The sequence below is a fragment of the Hyphomonas sp. KY3 genome (genome assembly GCF_017309975.1).
GTDB lineage: Bacteria > Pseudomonadota > Alphaproteobacteria > Caulobacterales > Hyphomonadaceae > Hyphomonas.
In genome coordinates, this window is record NZ_CP022271.1 from 2,431,738 (window position 1) to 2,447,644 (window position 15,907).

Annotated in this window: 14 protein-coding genes; 10 read left to right on the forward strand and 4 right to left on the reverse strand. The window is 60.6% G+C overall.

Going from position 1 to position 15,907, the window contains the following annotated elements:
• The first annotated feature begins 58 nt into the window (after nt 1-58).
• Nucleotides 59-469 carry a BLUF domain-containing protein gene (locus CFA77_RS11795; RefSeq protein WP_206990864.1) on the forward strand — a complete coding sequence of 137 codons (411 nt, stop codon included), beginning with the start codon at nt 59-61 and terminating at the stop codon, nt 467-469.
• A 114-nt stretch (nt 470-583) separates the two neighbouring features.
• Nucleotides 584-1,675, forward strand: coding sequence for a PA0069 family radical SAM protein (locus CFA77_RS11800; RefSeq protein WP_242517334.1), 1,092 nt, complete (start codon nt 584-586; stop codon nt 1,673-1,675).
• Here the strand turns inward: CFA77_RS11800 and adhP are convergent.
• Nucleotides 1,672-2,700 (reverse strand): alcohol dehydrogenase AdhP, encoded by a 1,029-nt coding sequence (gene adhP / locus CFA77_RS11805; RefSeq protein WP_206990866.1) that lies wholly within the window; start codon nt 2,698-2,700, stop codon nt 1,672-1,674. The two genes, CFA77_RS11800 and adhP, sit on opposite strands and share 4 nt — an antisense overlap.
• A 311-nt stretch (nt 2,701-3,011) precedes the next feature.
• On the opposite strand from adhP, the gene CFA77_RS11810 reads away from it, so the two are divergent.
• On the forward strand, nt 3,012-4,094 hold the full coding sequence (locus CFA77_RS11810) for a site-specific DNA-methyltransferase (RefSeq protein ID WP_206990867.1): 1,083 nt from the start codon (nt 3,012-3,014) through the stop codon (nt 4,092-4,094).
• A gap of 36 nt (nt 4,095-4,130) precedes the next feature.
• Here the strand turns inward: CFA77_RS11810 and CFA77_RS11815 are convergent, their stop codons facing one another.
• Nucleotides 4,131-4,970, reverse strand: coding sequence for a hypothetical protein (locus tag CFA77_RS11815; RefSeq protein WP_206990868.1), 840 nt, complete (start codon nt 4,968-4,970; stop codon nt 4,131-4,133).
• 48 nt (nt 4,971-5,018) lie between these two features.
• Here CFA77_RS11815 and CFA77_RS11820 point away from each other — a divergent pair, with 48 nt between their 5' ends.
• The gene (locus CFA77_RS11820) at nt 5,019-5,936 is read left to right on the forward strand and encodes a fatty acid desaturase family protein (protein WP_206990869.1); all 918 of its coding nucleotides are present in this window, start codon (nt 5,019-5,021) and stop codon (nt 5,934-5,936) included.
• A 7-nt stretch (nt 5,937-5,943) separates the two neighbouring features.
• On the opposite strand, the gene CFA77_RS11825 is transcribed toward CFA77_RS11820, so the two are convergent.
• Complete coding sequence (locus CFA77_RS11825) at nt 5,944-7,887, reverse strand: sialate O-acetylesterase (protein ID WP_206990870.1); 1,944 nt, start codon at nt 7,885-7,887, stop codon at nt 5,944-5,946.
• 79 nt (nt 7,888-7,966) lie between these two features.
• Nucleotides 7,967-9,016 carry an A/G-specific adenine glycosylase gene (gene mutY / locus CFA77_RS11830; protein WP_206990871.1) on the reverse strand — a complete coding sequence of 350 codons (1,050 nt, stop codon included), beginning with the start codon at nt 9,014-9,016 and terminating at the stop codon, nt 7,967-7,969.
• Nucleotides 9,017-9,054: 38 nt separating this feature from the next.
• Here mutY and CFA77_RS11835 point away from each other — a divergent pair, with 38 nt between their 5' ends.
• From CFA77_RS11835 to CFA77_RS11860, 6 genes are all read left to right on the forward strand, one after another.
• Nucleotides 9,055-9,636 carry a DUF721 domain-containing protein gene (locus CFA77_RS11835; RefSeq protein WP_051607507.1) on the forward strand — a complete coding sequence of 194 codons (582 nt, stop codon included), beginning with the start codon at nt 9,055-9,057 and terminating at the stop codon, nt 9,634-9,636.
• A gap of 28 nt (nt 9,637-9,664) precedes the next feature.
• Nucleotides 9,665-10,300, forward strand: coding sequence for a thioredoxin domain-containing protein (locus tag CFA77_RS11840; protein WP_206990872.1), 636 nt, complete (start codon nt 9,665-9,667; stop codon nt 10,298-10,300).
• 68 nt (nt 10,301-10,368) lie between these two features.
• Entirely contained in the window at nt 10,369-11,046 is a 678-nt protein-coding gene (locus tag CFA77_RS11845; RefSeq protein WP_206990873.1) for a thioredoxin domain-containing protein, read from the forward strand.
• 18 nt (nt 11,047-11,064) lie between these two features.
• Nucleotides 11,065-14,526, forward strand: a complete 3,462-nt coding sequence (smc, locus tag CFA77_RS11850; RefSeq protein WP_206990874.1) for a chromosome segregation protein SMC — start codon at nt 11,065-11,067, stop codon at nt 14,524-14,526.
• 149 nt (nt 14,527-14,675) lie between these two features.
• Nucleotides 14,676-15,032, forward strand: coding sequence for an AtpZ/AtpI family protein (locus CFA77_RS11855; protein ID WP_051607505.1), 357 nt, complete (start codon nt 14,676-14,678; stop codon nt 15,030-15,032).
• Complete coding sequence (locus CFA77_RS11860; protein ID WP_206990875.1) at nt 15,029-15,811, forward strand: F0F1 ATP synthase subunit A; 783 nt, start codon at nt 15,029-15,031, stop codon at nt 15,809-15,811. Before CFA77_RS11855 ends, CFA77_RS11860 begins: the two co-directional genes overlap by 4 nt.
• The last annotated feature ends 96 nt before the right edge of the window (nt 15,812-15,907 follow it).

Consider the following 15,907-nt stretch of genomic DNA (forward strand, 5'->3'; position numbering starts at 1 on the left):
GTCCCCAACGGAAAAGCATTGTCCAACAGAATTCTTGGCCCCAGAGAGCAGGACGCCCATGTATCGACTGATCTATATCAGCACTGCGTCTGACGCCCTCACGTCCGCCGATGTCGATGCGATTGTTGACGCGTCGATCCGCAATAATGCACCTCGGAACATAACGGGGGTCCTGATCTATAATGGTTTGAACTTTCTCCAGGTGCTGGAAGGGACACGACTGAACGTCGAAGAGGTCTTCAACCGTATTGTCCAAGACCCTCGCCATATTTCGGTCACCACGGTTCTGGCCGAATCCGCAGAGCTGCGCATGTTTGCCGGCTGGAGTATGGCCGGACGAAAGACCTCGGCGCTGGCTGGCCGACATGAATATGAGAAGATCGGTGAAACGCAGGATGTCCTGGCCCGCCAGATGCCAGCCCGTGTCCGTCAAATTCTGGAAAATTTCTGCTCGCTCAAGGGCATTTGATTCCACAGGTTTTCGGCATTCACGGAAACTTATGTTCTTGATTTGTTCTGCCATCTGTGGCCTGTTCTGGTCATGAGAACTGGACAGAAACTCTCCCCCACCGGCAGAATAAATTTGATCGACACACGCCAGGTTGAAGAACGCTTCCAGCAGCGTGGGCGCGGAGCGATCTCAAACCAGACCGGCCGTTTCGAGCTCGAAACACGCCAGGCCTTTGATGATGGCTGGGGCACGATTGAGGATGATGACAGCCGGATGGAGACCCTTCTGATGAAGGATTCGGCCCGCACCATCATCACCTTCAACAAATCGCCTGACATCTCGTTCGACAGAACGGTAAACCCGTATCGCGGCTGCGAGCATGGCTGCATCTATTGCTTTGCCCGACCAACCCATGCCTGGGGCGGGCTTTCGGCAGGGCTCGATTTCGAGAGCAAGCTGTTCTTCAAGGACAATGCCGTCGAGCTGCTGAAACGGGAATTGTCGCGGCCGCGCTATATCCCCCGGGTCATCGCGATGGGTATGAATACCGATGCCTACCAGCCCGTAGAGCGGGAAAAGCGCCTGACCCGTAGCCTGCTGGAGGTTCTGTCCGCGCACCGCCACCCGCTCAGCCTTTTAACCAAGTCAGCTCTGATCCAGCGCGACATCGACCTGATCGCGCCGATGGCCGAAGCGGGGCTTGCACGAGTTGGCATCTCTCTGACCACGCTGGATCGCACACTCTCACGCAAGATGGAGCCGCGCGCCGCCACGCCGCAGCGTCGACTGGACACGATCCGCGCCCTCAGCGACGCAGGTATTGAAGTAACCGTAATGACTGCGCCAATCATTCCCGGCCTCAATGATCATGAGATCGAAAACCTGCTGGAAGCCGCCGCCGATCATGGCGCGACCCGTGCGGGCTATGTGCTGTTGCGCCTGCCCTACGAGATCAAGGATCTGTTCCATGAATGGCTGGTCCAGCATGTACCGGATCGGGCCGCCCGGGTGATCAACCACATCAGGGACATGCGCGGCGGCAAGGATTATGACGCTAACTGGCATGAACGGATGCGCGGCGGCGGCCCGGTGGCCGACATCATCTCACGGCGCTTCGGCCGCTGCGCTGCCAAGCTCGGCATGAACCAGCCACGGGGCGCCCTGCGCACTGACCTCTTTCGCATCATTGAGGATTGCGGCGGCCAGATGCGCCTCGATATCTAGGAGAAATCGAGCACAATCCGTCCGTCGATGTCACCCGCGAGCATCTTGTCGAATACACTGTTGATCTCTTCCAGACGTGCCGTTGCCGTATGGGCTTTCACGGCGCCAAGCTTGGCGAAATCCAGCGATTCCTGGAGATCCAGCCGCGTCCCGACAATGGACCCGCGCACCGTGATCCCATTCAGCACCATGTTGAAAATCGACAGAGGAAAGTCGCCGGGCGGCAATCCGTTCAGCGAAACCGTCCCACCCCGCCTGACCATGCCGAGCGCTTGCTCAAAGGCCTTCACTGACACGGCCGTGACGAGAGCGCCATGTGCTCCGCCAATCTCCTTGCGCAGGAAGGCTGCCGGATCCGTTTTGGCGGCATTCACAGTCACTTCCGCGCCCAGCTGTTTCGCGAGAGCAAGCTTGGAATCATCGATATCCACCGCCGCCACACGGCGCCCCATGGCTTTTGCGTATTGAACCGCCATGTGGCCAAGACCGCCCACGCCTGAAATCACCACCCAGTCGCCGGGCTTGGTGTCGGTCACCTTGAGCCCCTTGTAGACCGTAACGCCTGCGCACAGGATCGGTGCGATTTCCACGAATGGAATATTATCCGGCAAATGCCCCACATAGTTCGGGTCCGCTATGGCGTATTCGGCAAACCCGCCATTCACGGAATAGCCGGTATTGCGCTGGCTCTCGCAGAGAGTCTCCCAGCCGCCCATGCAATGATCACAATGCCCGCACGCTGAATAGAGCCACGGCACGCCCACCCGGTCGCCTTCCTTCACATGCGTGACACCCGCTCCCACGCCCGAGACGAAACCAACGCCCTCATGACCCGGTATGAAGGGCGGATTGGGCCTTACCGGCCAGTCACCATGCGCGGCGTGCAAATCGGTATGGCAGACGCCGCACGCTTCGATCTTCACCTGAATTTCGCCCGGCCCCGGCTCCGGAGTTTTCACCTCCTCAATCACCAGCGGTTTGCCAAATTCACGCACCACGGCGGCTTTCATGCTTTTTGCGGTCATTGTCGTCTCGCCTCCATTTTCCGGAAGTGTAGGCAAAGCCTCAGAAAGCGGGATAAGGACAAACCCTGAATTTGGTTGGGTAACGGGTCTTTTCCGAATTGTGGCCTTGCATGCCGCACCTTACACACTGCCAATTCACAGGCTTTCCCCGATTTTATCCACAGCACTATCCACAGGGAAAATCTGCGGTTAGTTTCGATATCGAAACATTTCGGGCTGATTCGGATGCGCAATAATTAGGGATTCAGAAACCGGCGTCCGGCACTGATTCGCGCTTCGATAAGACACATAGCGCAAGCGGGGCTGAACCAATGGAATTACAGAAGAACGTGATCATGCAGGGCGATTGCATCGACATCCTGTCACGCCTGCCGGACAGGTCGGTTGATCTCGTCTTTGCCGACCCTCCCTACAACCTCCAGCTTGGTGGTGGTCTGACCCGTCCCGACCAGTCCGTGGTCGATGGTGTTCACGACGATTGGGACAAATTCGACAGCTTCGATGCCTATGACCTGTTCTGCCACCAGTGGCTGGAAGAGTGCCGCCGCGTCCTGAAGGATGATGGCGCAATCTGGGTGATTGGCTCGTACCACAACATCTTCCGCGTCGGCGCGATCCTGCAGGATCAGGGCTTCTGGATCCAGAATGACGTGATCTGGCTGAAATCGAACCCCATGCCGAACTTCAAGGGCACCCGCTTTCAGAATGCCCACGAAACCCTGATCTGGGCCGGAAAGTCCGAACAGTCTAAATGCACATTCAATTACGACGCGCTGAAAGTCTTCAATGACGACAAGCAGATGCGCTCCGACTGGATGATCCCGCTTTGCACAGGCGGCGAGCGCCTCAAGGATGACGACGGCAAGAAAGCCCACCCGACGCAGAAGCCGGAAAGCCTTTTGCAGCGCGTCCTGCTGGCAACGACCAATCCGGGCGACACGGTCCTCGACCCATTCTCCGGCACCGGGACCACCGCCGCCGCTGCCAAACGCCTCGGTCGCAACTATGTCGGCATCGAGCGCGACGAGACCTATGCGCGCCTGTCGCGGGCCCGCCTGAAGGCTATCGAGCCCATTGAAGGCGCTGTGCTCGAAACGGAGCGCAGCAAGAAATCCCTGCCGCGCGTGCCATTCGGCGCACTACTGGAAAATGGCTGGCTGAAACCTGGCGACCGCCTGTTCAGCCCACAGCGCCGCTATCAGGCACGCATTCGCGTCGACGGGTCGCTGACCACCGGCACGTCCACCGGATCGATCCACCGCCTCGGGGCACATGTCCAACAGGCGCCGGCCTGTAATGGCTGGACTTATTGGCACTATGAGGATCCCAAGCGGAACCTCGCTCCAATCGACATGCTGCGCCGACGCTACCGCGAGGAAATGGGCCTCAACTAGCGCCTGTCCGACCCCTTGGACGAAGGCGGCGCTGGATCAGTCCTGCGCCGCTTTTTCTATGGCATCATAATAGCGTTGCCAACAGATCTGTCCGATCTGGTTGTATTCCAGCATCTTGTCCGCCATCCGCAGGAACCCTTCTTGGTCTCCGAGCGCCGGTGGCAGCAATGGGTCGAAATTGATCGCCCGGATCACCGGCTGCCCGATCAGGAGGGTCTCGCGCGCTGCCTCATCCACGCTGCGCGTCATCAAGCCAGCCAGACTGGTCTCCATGGCCTGGATCGCGCGCGCATAGGATTGCGACAACTCTTCCGGTGACCACAGGCGCGTCCAGTCAAACGCCCCCGCCATCGCGACCTGAGAGGTTCGGGTCAGGATAATACCGTCATCCGCGCCGATATCGATCAGACTGGTCCGATGCGTGTCCAGTTCACTCGCCAGGTTGGCAGGACGAACCCAGAAACCTTCCTCCGTCTGCTGGTATCCGAACAGGGCCAACGCCCGCTCACGTGCCCGAAGCTGCTTGCGGTCGCTCCGGCCAAGATGCTTGGTCAACGCCACCAGCCAGTCGCCATTCCAGTCGACCACCCGGTCAGCCACATTCTGCCACTGCTGCACCCGACGCTTGAGTGCCTGCGCTCTGGGGCCTGGAACATAGACACCGCGTTCTCGGCTCTCCAGCAGATCATCCTTCATCAGGCGCGTCACAGCCACACGCAGGGTCGCCGCCTCGATCCCGAACAGTGCCGCCGCATTGATAAGCCGACCAATCGGCTGGGGCGCATCCGTCGTACTGCTCATCAAGGACAGGATAAGCGCGCGCGCTGACACGTCTTCAGACTTGAGAGGTTCAAAATAATACACGAATTGACTCATAATGAAATTATATGTAACAAACCTTAAAGCACAGGATGGAGACCTGCCATGTCGAACACGATGAAGCTATCCGAAGCGCTGACAAAGGATGAGCTTCGCGAGTTGCGCAAGAAGTCTGATCTTCGCGCGTTGGCGACGCTTGTCTGGAATTGGGGGTTGATCATTGCGGCCTTTGCGGTCGCCATCATCTGGCCAAATCCGCTGACAATCCTCGCAGGTATCCTCATTCTGGGCGGTCGCCAGCTCGGCCTGGGCATCATCAATCACGATTGCGCCCACCACGCCTTTTTCAAGAGTCAGAGGGTCGATGATTTCGTGGGCCACTGGATCGCGGGCGCGCCGATGAATATCTCCCTGCCCGCCTATCGCGCCTACCATCTGAAGCACCACAAATATGCGGGCACGCCAGAGGATCCGGACATCATCTTTGTAAAGAACTACCCTGTCCCGAAGGACAGCCTGCGTCGAAAATTCGTGCGCGACCTGACCGGCCAGACGGGCCTGCGCGATACGCTGCGCAAGATCCGCAGCTTCAAACTATCGCGCAACTGGCCGTGGCTCACGTTCCATATCGTACTGGCCGGCACCCTCACCGCTATTGGCGCACCGTGGGCCTATCTCATGTGGTGGGCGGCAGAACTCTTCATCTATCCAGCCATAGTGCGCCTGCGCCAGATCGGCGAGCATGGCACCGCGAAAGACCGGACCAGCCTCGATCCGCGCCTCAATACCGGCACCACGGTCGCCCCATTCTGGCAGCGCGTGCTGATCGCGCCGAATGATGTGAACTATCATCTCGAGCATCACATGTTTGCATCAATCCCGCCTTACAGGCTGAAACGGCTCCACAAGCTGCTGTCATCGCGCGGCTATTACGAGACATTTGATTGCATCTCGCATGGCTATGACGATGTCATCCGCCGCGCTGTCCGCAATGACGCCCCAGAGATGGTGCCTGCTGAATAGGCTGGCGCTACTCAACCGCGATCCAGAACGGACCGGCCGGCATCCCGGTCCCGTCGAAGAGATTGCAGAGGGGGGAATCGCCCTGACAATACCGGACCTCGGACACCGCCTCATCTTCTGCCTGCACGACCACAGTATCGCCATCAAGCTTAGCTGAAGCATATCTGCACGCATCCGCATCACACAGCTCCATGCCAATCACATTCCCTGCACTGACCGTCACCAAGCCGTCTTCCACACCCTCAAACGCAATACGAATTGTGCTGCCGTCTCGCACCGTCCGACTCGCCACGGCGCCAGACGCGCCTGCATCCACCTCACCATAAACGAGAGACTTCATCACCCGCACGACCCGTTCGGCCACCGCGAGCTTGTTTGGCGGATGAATGTCCACCGGATCGCCCATATCAATCGTCACGGCGAGCGCCACACGATCATCCCTGGCAGCGACGCGGCGCATGGATTCACGGATCACGCCCCAGCCCGGCTTGCCAGCTTCTGTGGGTAGCGCGCCATATCGCGGCAGCTGCACAACAGCTACGGGCAAGTCAGCTCCAAACTTCGCGCGCCAATCCTGCACCAGCAGATCAAGCAGACTTTCATAGGCGACGCCATCGCCCGCATTGGATTCGCCCTGATACCAGATTGCCCCTTTCAGGCGGATGCCAGACAACGGCGCAATCATCGCATTGTGCAACATCGTGTAGCCCTTGATCGTGAACCAGGGCGCAGGCTTCGGAGCGCTTACGGCCGAATCCACTTTGCGATAGGCCCACCCGTCGGCCAGCGACAGGCTTGAGCCGTCCTCCAATTCCACGCGCAATTCAGAAGCCGGTCCGCTCATACCACCATCGCCATAATCATTATGGGCGTTGACCAAAATAGTGTTCTTGCCCGGCTTGAGGAGATCGGCTGAAACCTCGTAAGTGCGCAATCCTCCCCAATGGAATGTCGTGCCAATTGCCGTGCCGTTCAGCCAGGTCATGTCGGTATCATCGACCGCGCCAATATGGATCGTCGCAGCCTGCTCTGACTGCTGAGGAGTCAGATCAAAACTGACCTTGTGCCAGACCATGCCGAGATGATCGGTGAGTTCCGGGTCTCCCCATTTGCGCCAGTCGCGCAGCGTGCCGGGCACGGGCTTCCACTCGTCTGCGTCCGCATCTTCCCACGGCGCAGTTCCTTCGGTCGCGGGGTCGTCCCGCCAGCTCTGCTGCCAGCTTTCCGAATAGATCTTCGCTGCCGCGCCCCGGTCAGTCTTGTAGGTTTCCAGCAAAGCCACTTGTTCGGCATGTTCCGGCATTGCGCCGATGATCTCGCCATCAATCCATGGCTCGATGCGTGAGCCGCCCCAGCTCGAATTGATCAGACCGACAGGAACATCATAGGCTTCTGACAATGCCCGCCCGGCATAGTAACAGACTGCCGAGAACCCCGCTGCGGTCTCCGGCGTCGTGACGGCCCAAGCGCTGTCGCCCGGCAAGTCCGCATTCGGAGCAAGCGAGAGATCCTTTTCGACTTGCAGCAGGCGAATATTGGAGTGGTCCGCAGCGGCGACTTCCCGTTCAGCATAGGTCACACGTGACAGTGGGTATTCCATGTTCGACTGGCCGGAACACAAGAACACATCGCCCGACAGCACATCCTCTAACGCCTGCACTGTATCACCTTCGACGGTGACGGAAATTTCATGTGATCCGCCTGCTGAAAGCTCGGGAAACTCGACCCACCATCGGCCGTCCCGGCCGGCACGAACAGGCGTGGACGCCGCGTCCAGCGAAACGATGAATTCCGCGCCGGGATCCGCCGTTCCGAACAGGCGCACCGGTGCATCGCGCTGGATCACCATATGGTCACCGAACACGCTGGCGAGCTTCGGCGCCTCTGCATGTGCGCCCAGTCCAATCAGGGCCAATGCCCCGCATGCCATCATCGTCTTGCTGGTAAACATGTCCTGTTCCGCCCTCTTGTATTTTGGCAGGAACTTTCCCGAAGGCGATGATATTGTCCAGTGTTAGCGGTAACTAAATTTACGCAACTGCCAGCCGGAACGCCTTGGCAAACACGCTTGGCAGGCCTTCGACCTCATCGAGTTTAACCCACCGGCCATCGGCAACTTTCGGCTTGCGCGATGCCTCGGCGCGCATCACCCGAAAGCGAAACGCGAAATGCGTGAAGACATGGCGTACCTCGCCGACCTCCTCCCAGGCCGCTTCGGCAGGCGAAGGCGTTTGCGGAAAATCGCCCTCCACCCAATCGCCCGTCGGCAGCGCCAGCATCCCGCCAAGCAGGCCCTGGTCCGGGCGGCGCACCAGCAGCGCTTCCCCCTTCACGACTAACACATAAGCAATTCCAAACCGTACGGGCTTTGGCACTTTTGCGGGCTTGATCGGATAGCGTTCAGGCGCCCCTTCGGCCCGCGCTGCGCACAGGGACGACAGTGGACAGATCAGGCAGTTCGGCTTGGTCGGCGTGCACACGGTTGCGCCCAGATCCATCAGCGCTTCAGCAAATTCTCCCGGCCGGTCCTCCGGCACCAGCGCCCGCACTGTTTCGGCAATCACCTTCTTCTCAGCGGCCCATTCGCCTTTCAATGCCAGCAGGCGCGCGAACACGCGATCGACATTGCCATCCACCGCCGCCGCTTTCTGGTCAAAGGCAATCGCCGCGATCGCGCCAGCCGTATATGGCCCGATACCGGGCAGTTTGCGCAGTTCGGCCTCTGTTTCCGGAAAGCCTCCGCGTGCAGCGACTTCACGCGCACATTTCAGCAAATTCCGCGCTCGCGCATAATAGCCGAGGCCCGCCCACGCAGTCATCACCTCTTCATCCTTTGCCGCCGCCAGCGCCTCAATGGTTGGCCAGCGCGTAAGGAAGGTATGAAAGTATGGGGTGCCATGCGGGATGGTCGTCTGCTGCATCATGATCTCGCAGAGCCAGACACGGTACGGGTCAGGCCGCTCGCCCACAGCCCGGTCTGCCGGCAGCGTGCGCCAGGGCAAGTCGCGTGCATGACGCTCGAACCACGGCAGCAATTTGCCCGGCAGGCTGTTCAAATCTCTGTGCTTTGCCGGTGCCATGCCTTTTCCTCGCCCGAAAGCCGTGCAATCTCGTACGAATGGTCACGAGATCAACCCTTGATCCCATAGAGGAAGCTCGCGCGCGCGTCCGCCTGCGCTACCAGCGCGCGACACGCACTTATTCCAACATGCGCCAGGTCGGGCTTGCCGCGGAACGGGTCGGCCGTAAATCCGGCGCCAAGAAACTGCCCCCCATTCAGGTACTCCGCCAGCGCTGGCGCGAGATCGCAGGCGAACAACTCTATAAATACTGCCGCCCGGAGCGGCTCAGCGGTGGCAAGGATGGTCGCGTGCTGACCCTGCTCGTCGTGCCGCAAGCCGCCCCGATGGTGCAGCACCAGTCCGAAACGCTGCGACAGCGCGTGTCAGTGTCCGCAGGCGGCGACATTACCGCCATCAAGATCAAGCAGGGATCGCTCGGCACAGAACCGCCCAAGACACTGCGTCGCAAAACGCGGCCGCTCTCACTGAAAGAGCGCAAGGAACTTGAGGAATCGACCTCCGGAATCCAGAACGACAAGCTGCGCGCCGCAATTGTTGCGCTCGGCGAGGCCATGTTAACCGCAGAAGATACGCCGCCCCCTGCCAAGCCTGGCAAGGATGGCGGCCTGCCATTCTGACCCCGCCCTGCCCGCAAGGAGCCCCGACATGCTGAAATCCATTCTGACTGCCGTCACGGCTGCCGCCTTCCTGGCCATGCCTGCCCTTGCCGAAGACCTGTCTGTTGGCCACTCCAAGGGCTCGAAAGACGCGCCACTGACGATCATCGAATACGGGTCTCTCACATGCGGTGGATGCAAATACTTCCACGACAAGATCCTGCCACGCATCGAGGCCGATTATATCGAGACCGGCAAGGTCCGTTTCATCTTCCGTGAAGTCCTGCGCAATGATGTCGATACGGCCCTCGTCACCATGGCGCGCTGCGCCGGCCGGGACAAATTCTTCGAGGCAACCGACACAATGTTTGCGCGCCAGCCTGATGTCATCAAGTCTGCGCAAGCTGGTACAGTGCTCGACACTTTCATCGAGATCGGCACGCCCTATGGCATTCGGGACGTCGACACGTTCAATGCCTGCTACACCGACATGAATGTTCGGCTCGACATGGCCGAAGTGCAGGAAAGCGCCGAGGCATATGAGCTGCGCGGCACGCCAACGCTGGTTATCAATGGCGAGGAAAAATATGTCGATGACGACTTCAAGTCGGCCGATGCGTTCGCCGCTTACCTCGACACACAGCTTGCCGCGCTCTCCGATTCGACCGGTTCAGAGGCAAATTAGTTAACAGAACAGGTGGTTGCAGTTAATCAATTGGCAACCAAACCGACTCAATCCTTAACGCGAAGGTTATGACCATGAATTTCTTCTCACGACGCACTGCGCTTGCAGCGATTTCAGCGCTGGCCCTGGTCGCCTGTGGCGACACCGGTGCCGACACATCGCCTGCAGGTGGCAACGCCGTGACCGCTGGCAGCGAGCTTGGCCATGTCAAAGGGGCGGCCGACGCACCTGTCACCCTGATTGAGTATGCCTCACCCACCTGCCCGGCCTGCAAATACTGGCATGACGACATCCAGCCAGTTGTCCAGTCGGACTATATCGACTCCGGCAAGGTGAAACTCGTCTTCCGCGAATACCCACTGCACGCACCGGATGTGCCTGCTTACCTCGTCGCCATGTGCGCTGGCGAAGACAAGTATTTCGACGTGCTGGACGAGCTGTTCGAATACCAGTCCGGCATCATTGAATCTGCGCAAAACGGCGTCCTGAAGGCCATGCTCCAGACCATTGGCCAGCGTCACGGTATTGAAACCGAAGCCGACTTCGATGCCTGCATGAACAATCGCGACTTGCGCCAGCAGATGGCGGACATCTACCAGACATCCGAAAAGTTCGGCGTCACCGGCACACCAACCTTCATTATCAATGGTGAAGTGCACCAGTTCGCCAACATGAACTCCGCTGACAAGGTCACAGCCGCGCTGGACGCTGCGCTTGAAGCTGCCGGCGTCTCCACAGACGAGTAGGGATATGGGGGAGCCAGTATGAAGATAACCGAACTCCGTATTGCTGGCTTCAAATCCTTTGTGGACCCTCAGGACGTGCCAATCGAACCCGGCCTGACCGGGATCGTCGGGCCGAATGGCTGTGGCAAGTCCAATCTTCTGGAAGCCCTTCGCTGGGCCATGGGCGCAAGTTCTGCCCGTGCCATGCGCGGCGGGGAGATGGATGACCTCATCTTCTCCGGTGCGGATGGCCGCCCCGCCCGCGAGACCGCTGAAGTCACGCTCGTGCTGGACAATTCCAAACGCACCGCGCCACCGGAATTCAACGCCTCCGACACACTGGAAGTCATCCGCCGCCTGAAGCGCGGCGCAGGCTCCACCTACAAGCTGAATGGCCGGACTGTACGCGGCAAGGACATCCAGCTCCTGTTCGCGGATGCTTCGACCGGCGCGAACTCCCCGGCTCTCGTACGCCAGGGTCAGATTTCGGAACTGATCGGCTCCAAGCCGCAGAACCGCCGCCGTATCCTTGAGGAAGCCGCCGGCATTGCAGGCCTCAATTCCCGCCGTCACGAAGCCGAGCTGAAGCTGAACGGCGCCGAGACCAATCTGGAGCGCCTGTCGGAAGTCTCCGCTGAAGTCGAGCGCCAGCTCGCCAGCCTCAAGCGCCAGGCCGCCAAGGCCCGCAAATACAAGCGCCTGTCTGAAGAGATCCACGCCCTCGACGCCCTGATCGCGCACCTGCGCTGGCATGAGGCCAAACTCGCCTGCGACACGGCCCGCACGCAATTGGACGAGGCCCGTCGCACGGTTGAGGAAAAGACACGCGAAGACGCGATGCGGGAACGCGAGCGCATTGAGGCCGGTGAAGGACTCAATCCCCTGCGCGAAGCTGAAAGCGTTGCCGCCGCCAAGCTCGGACAGGCCCGCATCACGCTGGCAAGGCTGGAAACCGAGCGCAAGGTCGCCGCCGAGACCCATGAACGCCTCGATGCCGAAGCGACCCGCCTGATGGAAGACATCGAGCGCGAGCAGGACCAGAAACTCGAAGCCGAAGACGCCCTCGCCCATGCGAAGTTTGAGCTGTCTTCGCTGCCGGTCCTGAACGAAGCCCAGAACGAGGAAATCGAGGCCGAGACGCGAAAGGCGCTCGAAGATGCCCGCACACGTCTCGCGGGCGCGGAGAAAGCAGCCGACGAAGCGCAGGAACGCCTGTCGGAAGTGCGCGCCCAGCGCCGCGCTTCGGAGGAGAATGCCTCCGCCCAACGGCGTCGCCAGTCTCAGCTCAGTTCTGAAATCGACCGCCTGAAAGGCGAAATGGCCCGGATCGAAGATGCCGTGTCGCTGGTCGGCCGCCTGCGCGATGCCAAAGCGGCCGAACAGGATGCCGAAGCCGCCCTGCAAGACGCCGAACGCGCCGTCGAAACCGCCGAGGCCACACTCAATTCGACCCGTGAGGCGGAAACGTCCGCACAAGCCCCCCGGGATGCGGCCCAGCAAGACGTGCGCGCGCTCGAGGCCGAAATTGCTGGCCTGCACAAGCTGCTTCGCAAGGCCGAAGGCCCGAGAGCCCCGCCAGTTGTCGAGCGCATTCGTACGCAGGATGGGTACGAAAAAGCCATTGCCGCCGCTCTGGGCGATGATATCGAAGCGCCAACCGATCGCTCTGCCGCAATGTATTGGGGCGGCGCGTCGCTGGCTTCGCAATCCCTGCCGCAGGGTACCCGCCCGCTGACAGATGTGACCGAGGCTCCCGGCGAACTCGCAGCGCGGCTTGCCCAATGCGGCGTTGTGGACGTGGCCGATGGCGAGCGCCTGATGGCCCAGCTCCAGCCCGGCCAACGACTGGTTTCCGTCGAGGGGCATCTCTGGCGCTGGGATGGTTATATCCGCACACCAGATGCACCGGTCAGCGCAGCTGCACGTCTTGAACAACAGGCCCGGCTTGAAGCCGCCGAAGCTGAACTGCCCGCTCTGACCGCCACCTATGAGGCGCGTGAGGCAGACCTTGTAGCTGCCCGTGACGCCCGTCAGACGGCTGAGGTGAAACTCCGCGATTTGCGCCAGGCCATTGCCCCGGCCCAGCGCGCGCTCAGCGAGGCACGCAATCGCGTCTCACAGGAAGCACAAGCCTCCGAACGCGCAGCCATGAAGCGTGACACAAGCGGAGAAGCCCTTACCCGCGCCGAGGCCGACCTCGCCATCGTCAATGAGACGCTGGCCATGATTGCGCCGGAAGGCCCGGCGGAAGATGAAACCGCGCTCGAGACCCGGCTCGCCGAAGCCCGCACAATGGTGGCCGAGGCCCGCACCGCTGAGATCGAAGCGCGCGGCCGCCTGACAGACATTACACGCGGCCGCGAACAGGCTGCTGCGCGTCGCGATGGCCTCGAACGCGACATCAAGACATGGTCCGGCCGCATTACCGCGACCGAGGAGCGCGTGGCGCGCCTGATCGAGCGCCGCCAGTCTGCCGCTTCCGATGCCCTGGCCGCCAAGGCACGCCCCGAACAGCTGGCCGCCGAGATCGAGAACCGCAGCAACGAAGTCGAAGCGCTGGAGACCGAACGCAAGCGCGTCGCAGACCAGCTCGCCGAAAAAGAAGCCGCCATCCGCGAGGCCGAACAGGCCGCCCGCGCAGCCGCCAATGCCGCCTCAGAAGCGCGCGAGAACCTTGCCGGTTGGAAGGTGAAGCTCGAAAACGCCGAAGGCCGGCTCGAAGAATCGGTCGAGATCGCCCGCAACAATTTCCAGCGTACGCCGGAAGGCCTGTTGGCGATTGCCGAAGCAGGCCTCGAAGAAGAGACGATGGGCGAGTTCACGCCCCGCGATGCCGAACGCCGCGCCGATGAGCTCCGCCGCACGCGCGACCAGCTGGGCGGCGTGAACATGAATGCCGAGGAAGAAGCCGAAGAACTCGAAGAACGGCTCGGTTCGCAGGTGACCGAGAAGGAAGACCTCGTCGCTGCAATCGCCAAGCTGCGCCAGGGCGTCGATGCCCTGAACGCCGAAGGCCGCGAACGCCTTCTGAAAGCGTTCGAGCAGGTCAATGAACACTTCAAGGCGCTGTTCACGGCCCTGTTCCGCGGCGGCCAGGCTGAACTGCGCCTCGTCGATGCCGATGACCCGCTGCAAGCCGGGCTCGAAATCATGGCCCAGCCACCCGGCAAGAAGCTCGGCACGCTGAACCTCATGTCCGGCGGCGAACAGGCCCTGACGGCGGCCGCGCTGATCTTTGCGGTCTTCCTGTCCCGCCCCGCGCCGATCTGTGTGCTGGACGAGGTGGACGCGCCGCTCGATGACGCCAATGTCGACCGTTTCTGCAACATGCTGAACGAAATGCGCCAGCGCACCGATACGCGCTTCGTGGTGATTACCCACAATCCGGTCACGATGAGCCGGATGGACCGTCTTTTCGGCGTCACGATGCGGGAAAAAGGCGTTTCCAAGCTGGTTTCTGTGGACCTGCAGGCAGCCGAAGAGCTCGTTGCGGCGGAGTAGCGCACACCCACACCATAGAAATCCAATAGAATCAGACCTCTAGCTTTCTGCAATCGTGGTTGACTTGCCTGCCCCCAATACATAGTTTGCGCCGAAATCCGGGGGGCACCCCATCAGAAGGGATTCGCTTGCGCGAAGCTTAGCAAACCATGTCCAGTGAAGGCCCGAACGACCTCGGTGAACGTATCGCCCAGGCTCAGGCGGCCAGAGCGGCAAAGGATGCGGCAAAACGCAAGTTGGATGCAGATGATGGAAGTCTTTCGGCCGGGGCCTACGCCCTGCGATACGGCGCGGAATTTGTCGCCTGCATCTTTGTCGGAGGCCTCATTGGTTTCTGGATCGACGCATTCGCAGGAACAAAGCCCTGGGGCCTGCTGATTGTCGGGACACTCGGCTTCGCAGCAGGTATACGAGCGATGATGCGCGCCTATCGGGAGCTGAATGCCCGGGCGCTAGGGAATTTATCGGAGCCTGAGGCTCCAACAGACGGGACCGGGAACGAATGAACTTCGCTCTGCAAAACACCGCGATTGATCCGATCCACCAGTTCCAGGTCACGAAGTGGCTGGACCTGCGCCTCGGCAATATCGACATTTCCTTCACCAACGCCTCCGGCTTCATGCTGCTGGGCGTGGTGCTCTGCATCGCCTTCTTCGGCTACGCCGCTTCCAAGAAAGCGCTTGTTCCGGGCCGGACGCAATCCATGGCCGAGATCGGCTATGGCTTCGTCGCCGACATGGTCCGCTCGACCGCTGGTGAAGAAGGCCTGCGCTTCTTCCCGTTCGTCTTCACGCTCTTCTTCTTCGTGTTCTTTGCCAACATGATCGGCATGGTGCCTTACGCCTTCACCACAACCAGCCATCTGGTCGTGACCGGCGCCCTGGCCCTGCTCGTGATCGGCATCGTCATCGGCTTCGGCATCTGGAAGAACGGCCTCAGCTTCTTCAAGCTGTTTGCCCCATCGGGCGCCCCTTGGCCGATCTATTTCATCCTCGTGCCTATCGAGGTCATTTCCTTCCTGGCCCGTCCGGTCACGCTGGCGCTGCGTCTGTTCGCCAACATGCTGGCTGGCCACATCATGCTGAAACTGTTTGCAACCTTTGCAGCCCAGCTCATCGGCGCGGCCCTGTCCGGCGCGGTGTTCATGGGTGTGGTCGGCATCCTGGCCTTCGGTATGGGTATCGCGCTCAACGCTCTCGAACTTCTTGTGGCAGGTCTTCAGGCCTATGTTTTCGCAATCCTGACCTGCGTTTACCTGAACGACGCACTGCACCCGTCACACTAAGGACTCTTCGCCAGTGCGGCCCTTGGGCACGCACTAAAAAACTTGACGCAGCCTAACGAACACGCTTCACGGGCCGCAAATTATTGAAACCCTTGC

Excerpts from the sequence above, each read along its gene's own strand:
- CFA77_RS11795 (WP_206990864.1), top strand. The coding sequence starts at position 59 with ATGTATCGACTGATCTATATCAGCACTGCGTCTGACGCCCTCACGTCC.
- adhP (WP_206990866.1), bottom strand. The coding sequence starts at position 2,700 with ATGACCGCAAAAAGCATGAAAGCCGCCGTGGTGCGTGAATTTGGCAAA.
- CFA77_RS11810 (WP_206990867.1), top strand. The coding sequence starts at position 3,012 with ATGGAATTACAGAAGAACGTGATCATGCAGGGCGATTGCATCGACATC.
- CFA77_RS11815 (WP_206990868.1), bottom strand. The coding sequence starts at position 4,970 with ATGAGTCAATTCGTGTATTATTTTGAACCTCTCAAGTCTGAAGACGTG.
- CFA77_RS11820 (WP_206990869.1), top strand. The coding sequence starts at position 5,019 with ATGTCGAACACGATGAAGCTATCCGAAGCGCTGACAAAGGATGAGCTT.
- CFA77_RS11825 (WP_206990870.1), bottom strand. The coding sequence starts at position 7,887 with ATGTTTACCAGCAAGACGATGATGGCATGCGGGGCATTGGCCCTGATT.
- mutY (WP_206990871.1), bottom strand. The coding sequence starts at position 9,016 with ATGGCACCGGCAAAGCACAGAGATTTGAACAGCCTGCCGGGCAAATTG.
- CFA77_RS11835 (WP_051607507.1), top strand. The coding sequence starts at position 9,055 with ATGGTCACGAGATCAACCCTTGATCCCATAGAGGAAGCTCGCGCGCGC.
- CFA77_RS11840 (WP_206990872.1), top strand. The coding sequence starts at position 9,665 with ATGCTGAAATCCATTCTGACTGCCGTCACGGCTGCCGCCTTCCTGGCC.
- CFA77_RS11845 (WP_206990873.1), top strand. The coding sequence starts at position 10,369 with ATGACCATGAATTTCTTCTCACGACGCACTGCGCTTGCAGCGATTTCA.
- smc (WP_206990874.1), top strand. The coding sequence starts at position 11,065 with ATGAAGATAACCGAACTCCGTATTGCTGGCTTCAAATCCTTTGTGGAC.
- CFA77_RS11855 (WP_051607505.1), top strand. The coding sequence starts at position 14,676 with ATGTCCAGTGAAGGCCCGAACGACCTCGGTGAACGTATCGCCCAGGCT.
- CFA77_RS11860 (WP_206990875.1), top strand. The coding sequence starts at position 15,029 with ATGAACTTCGCTCTGCAAAACACCGCGATTGATCCGATCCACCAGTTC.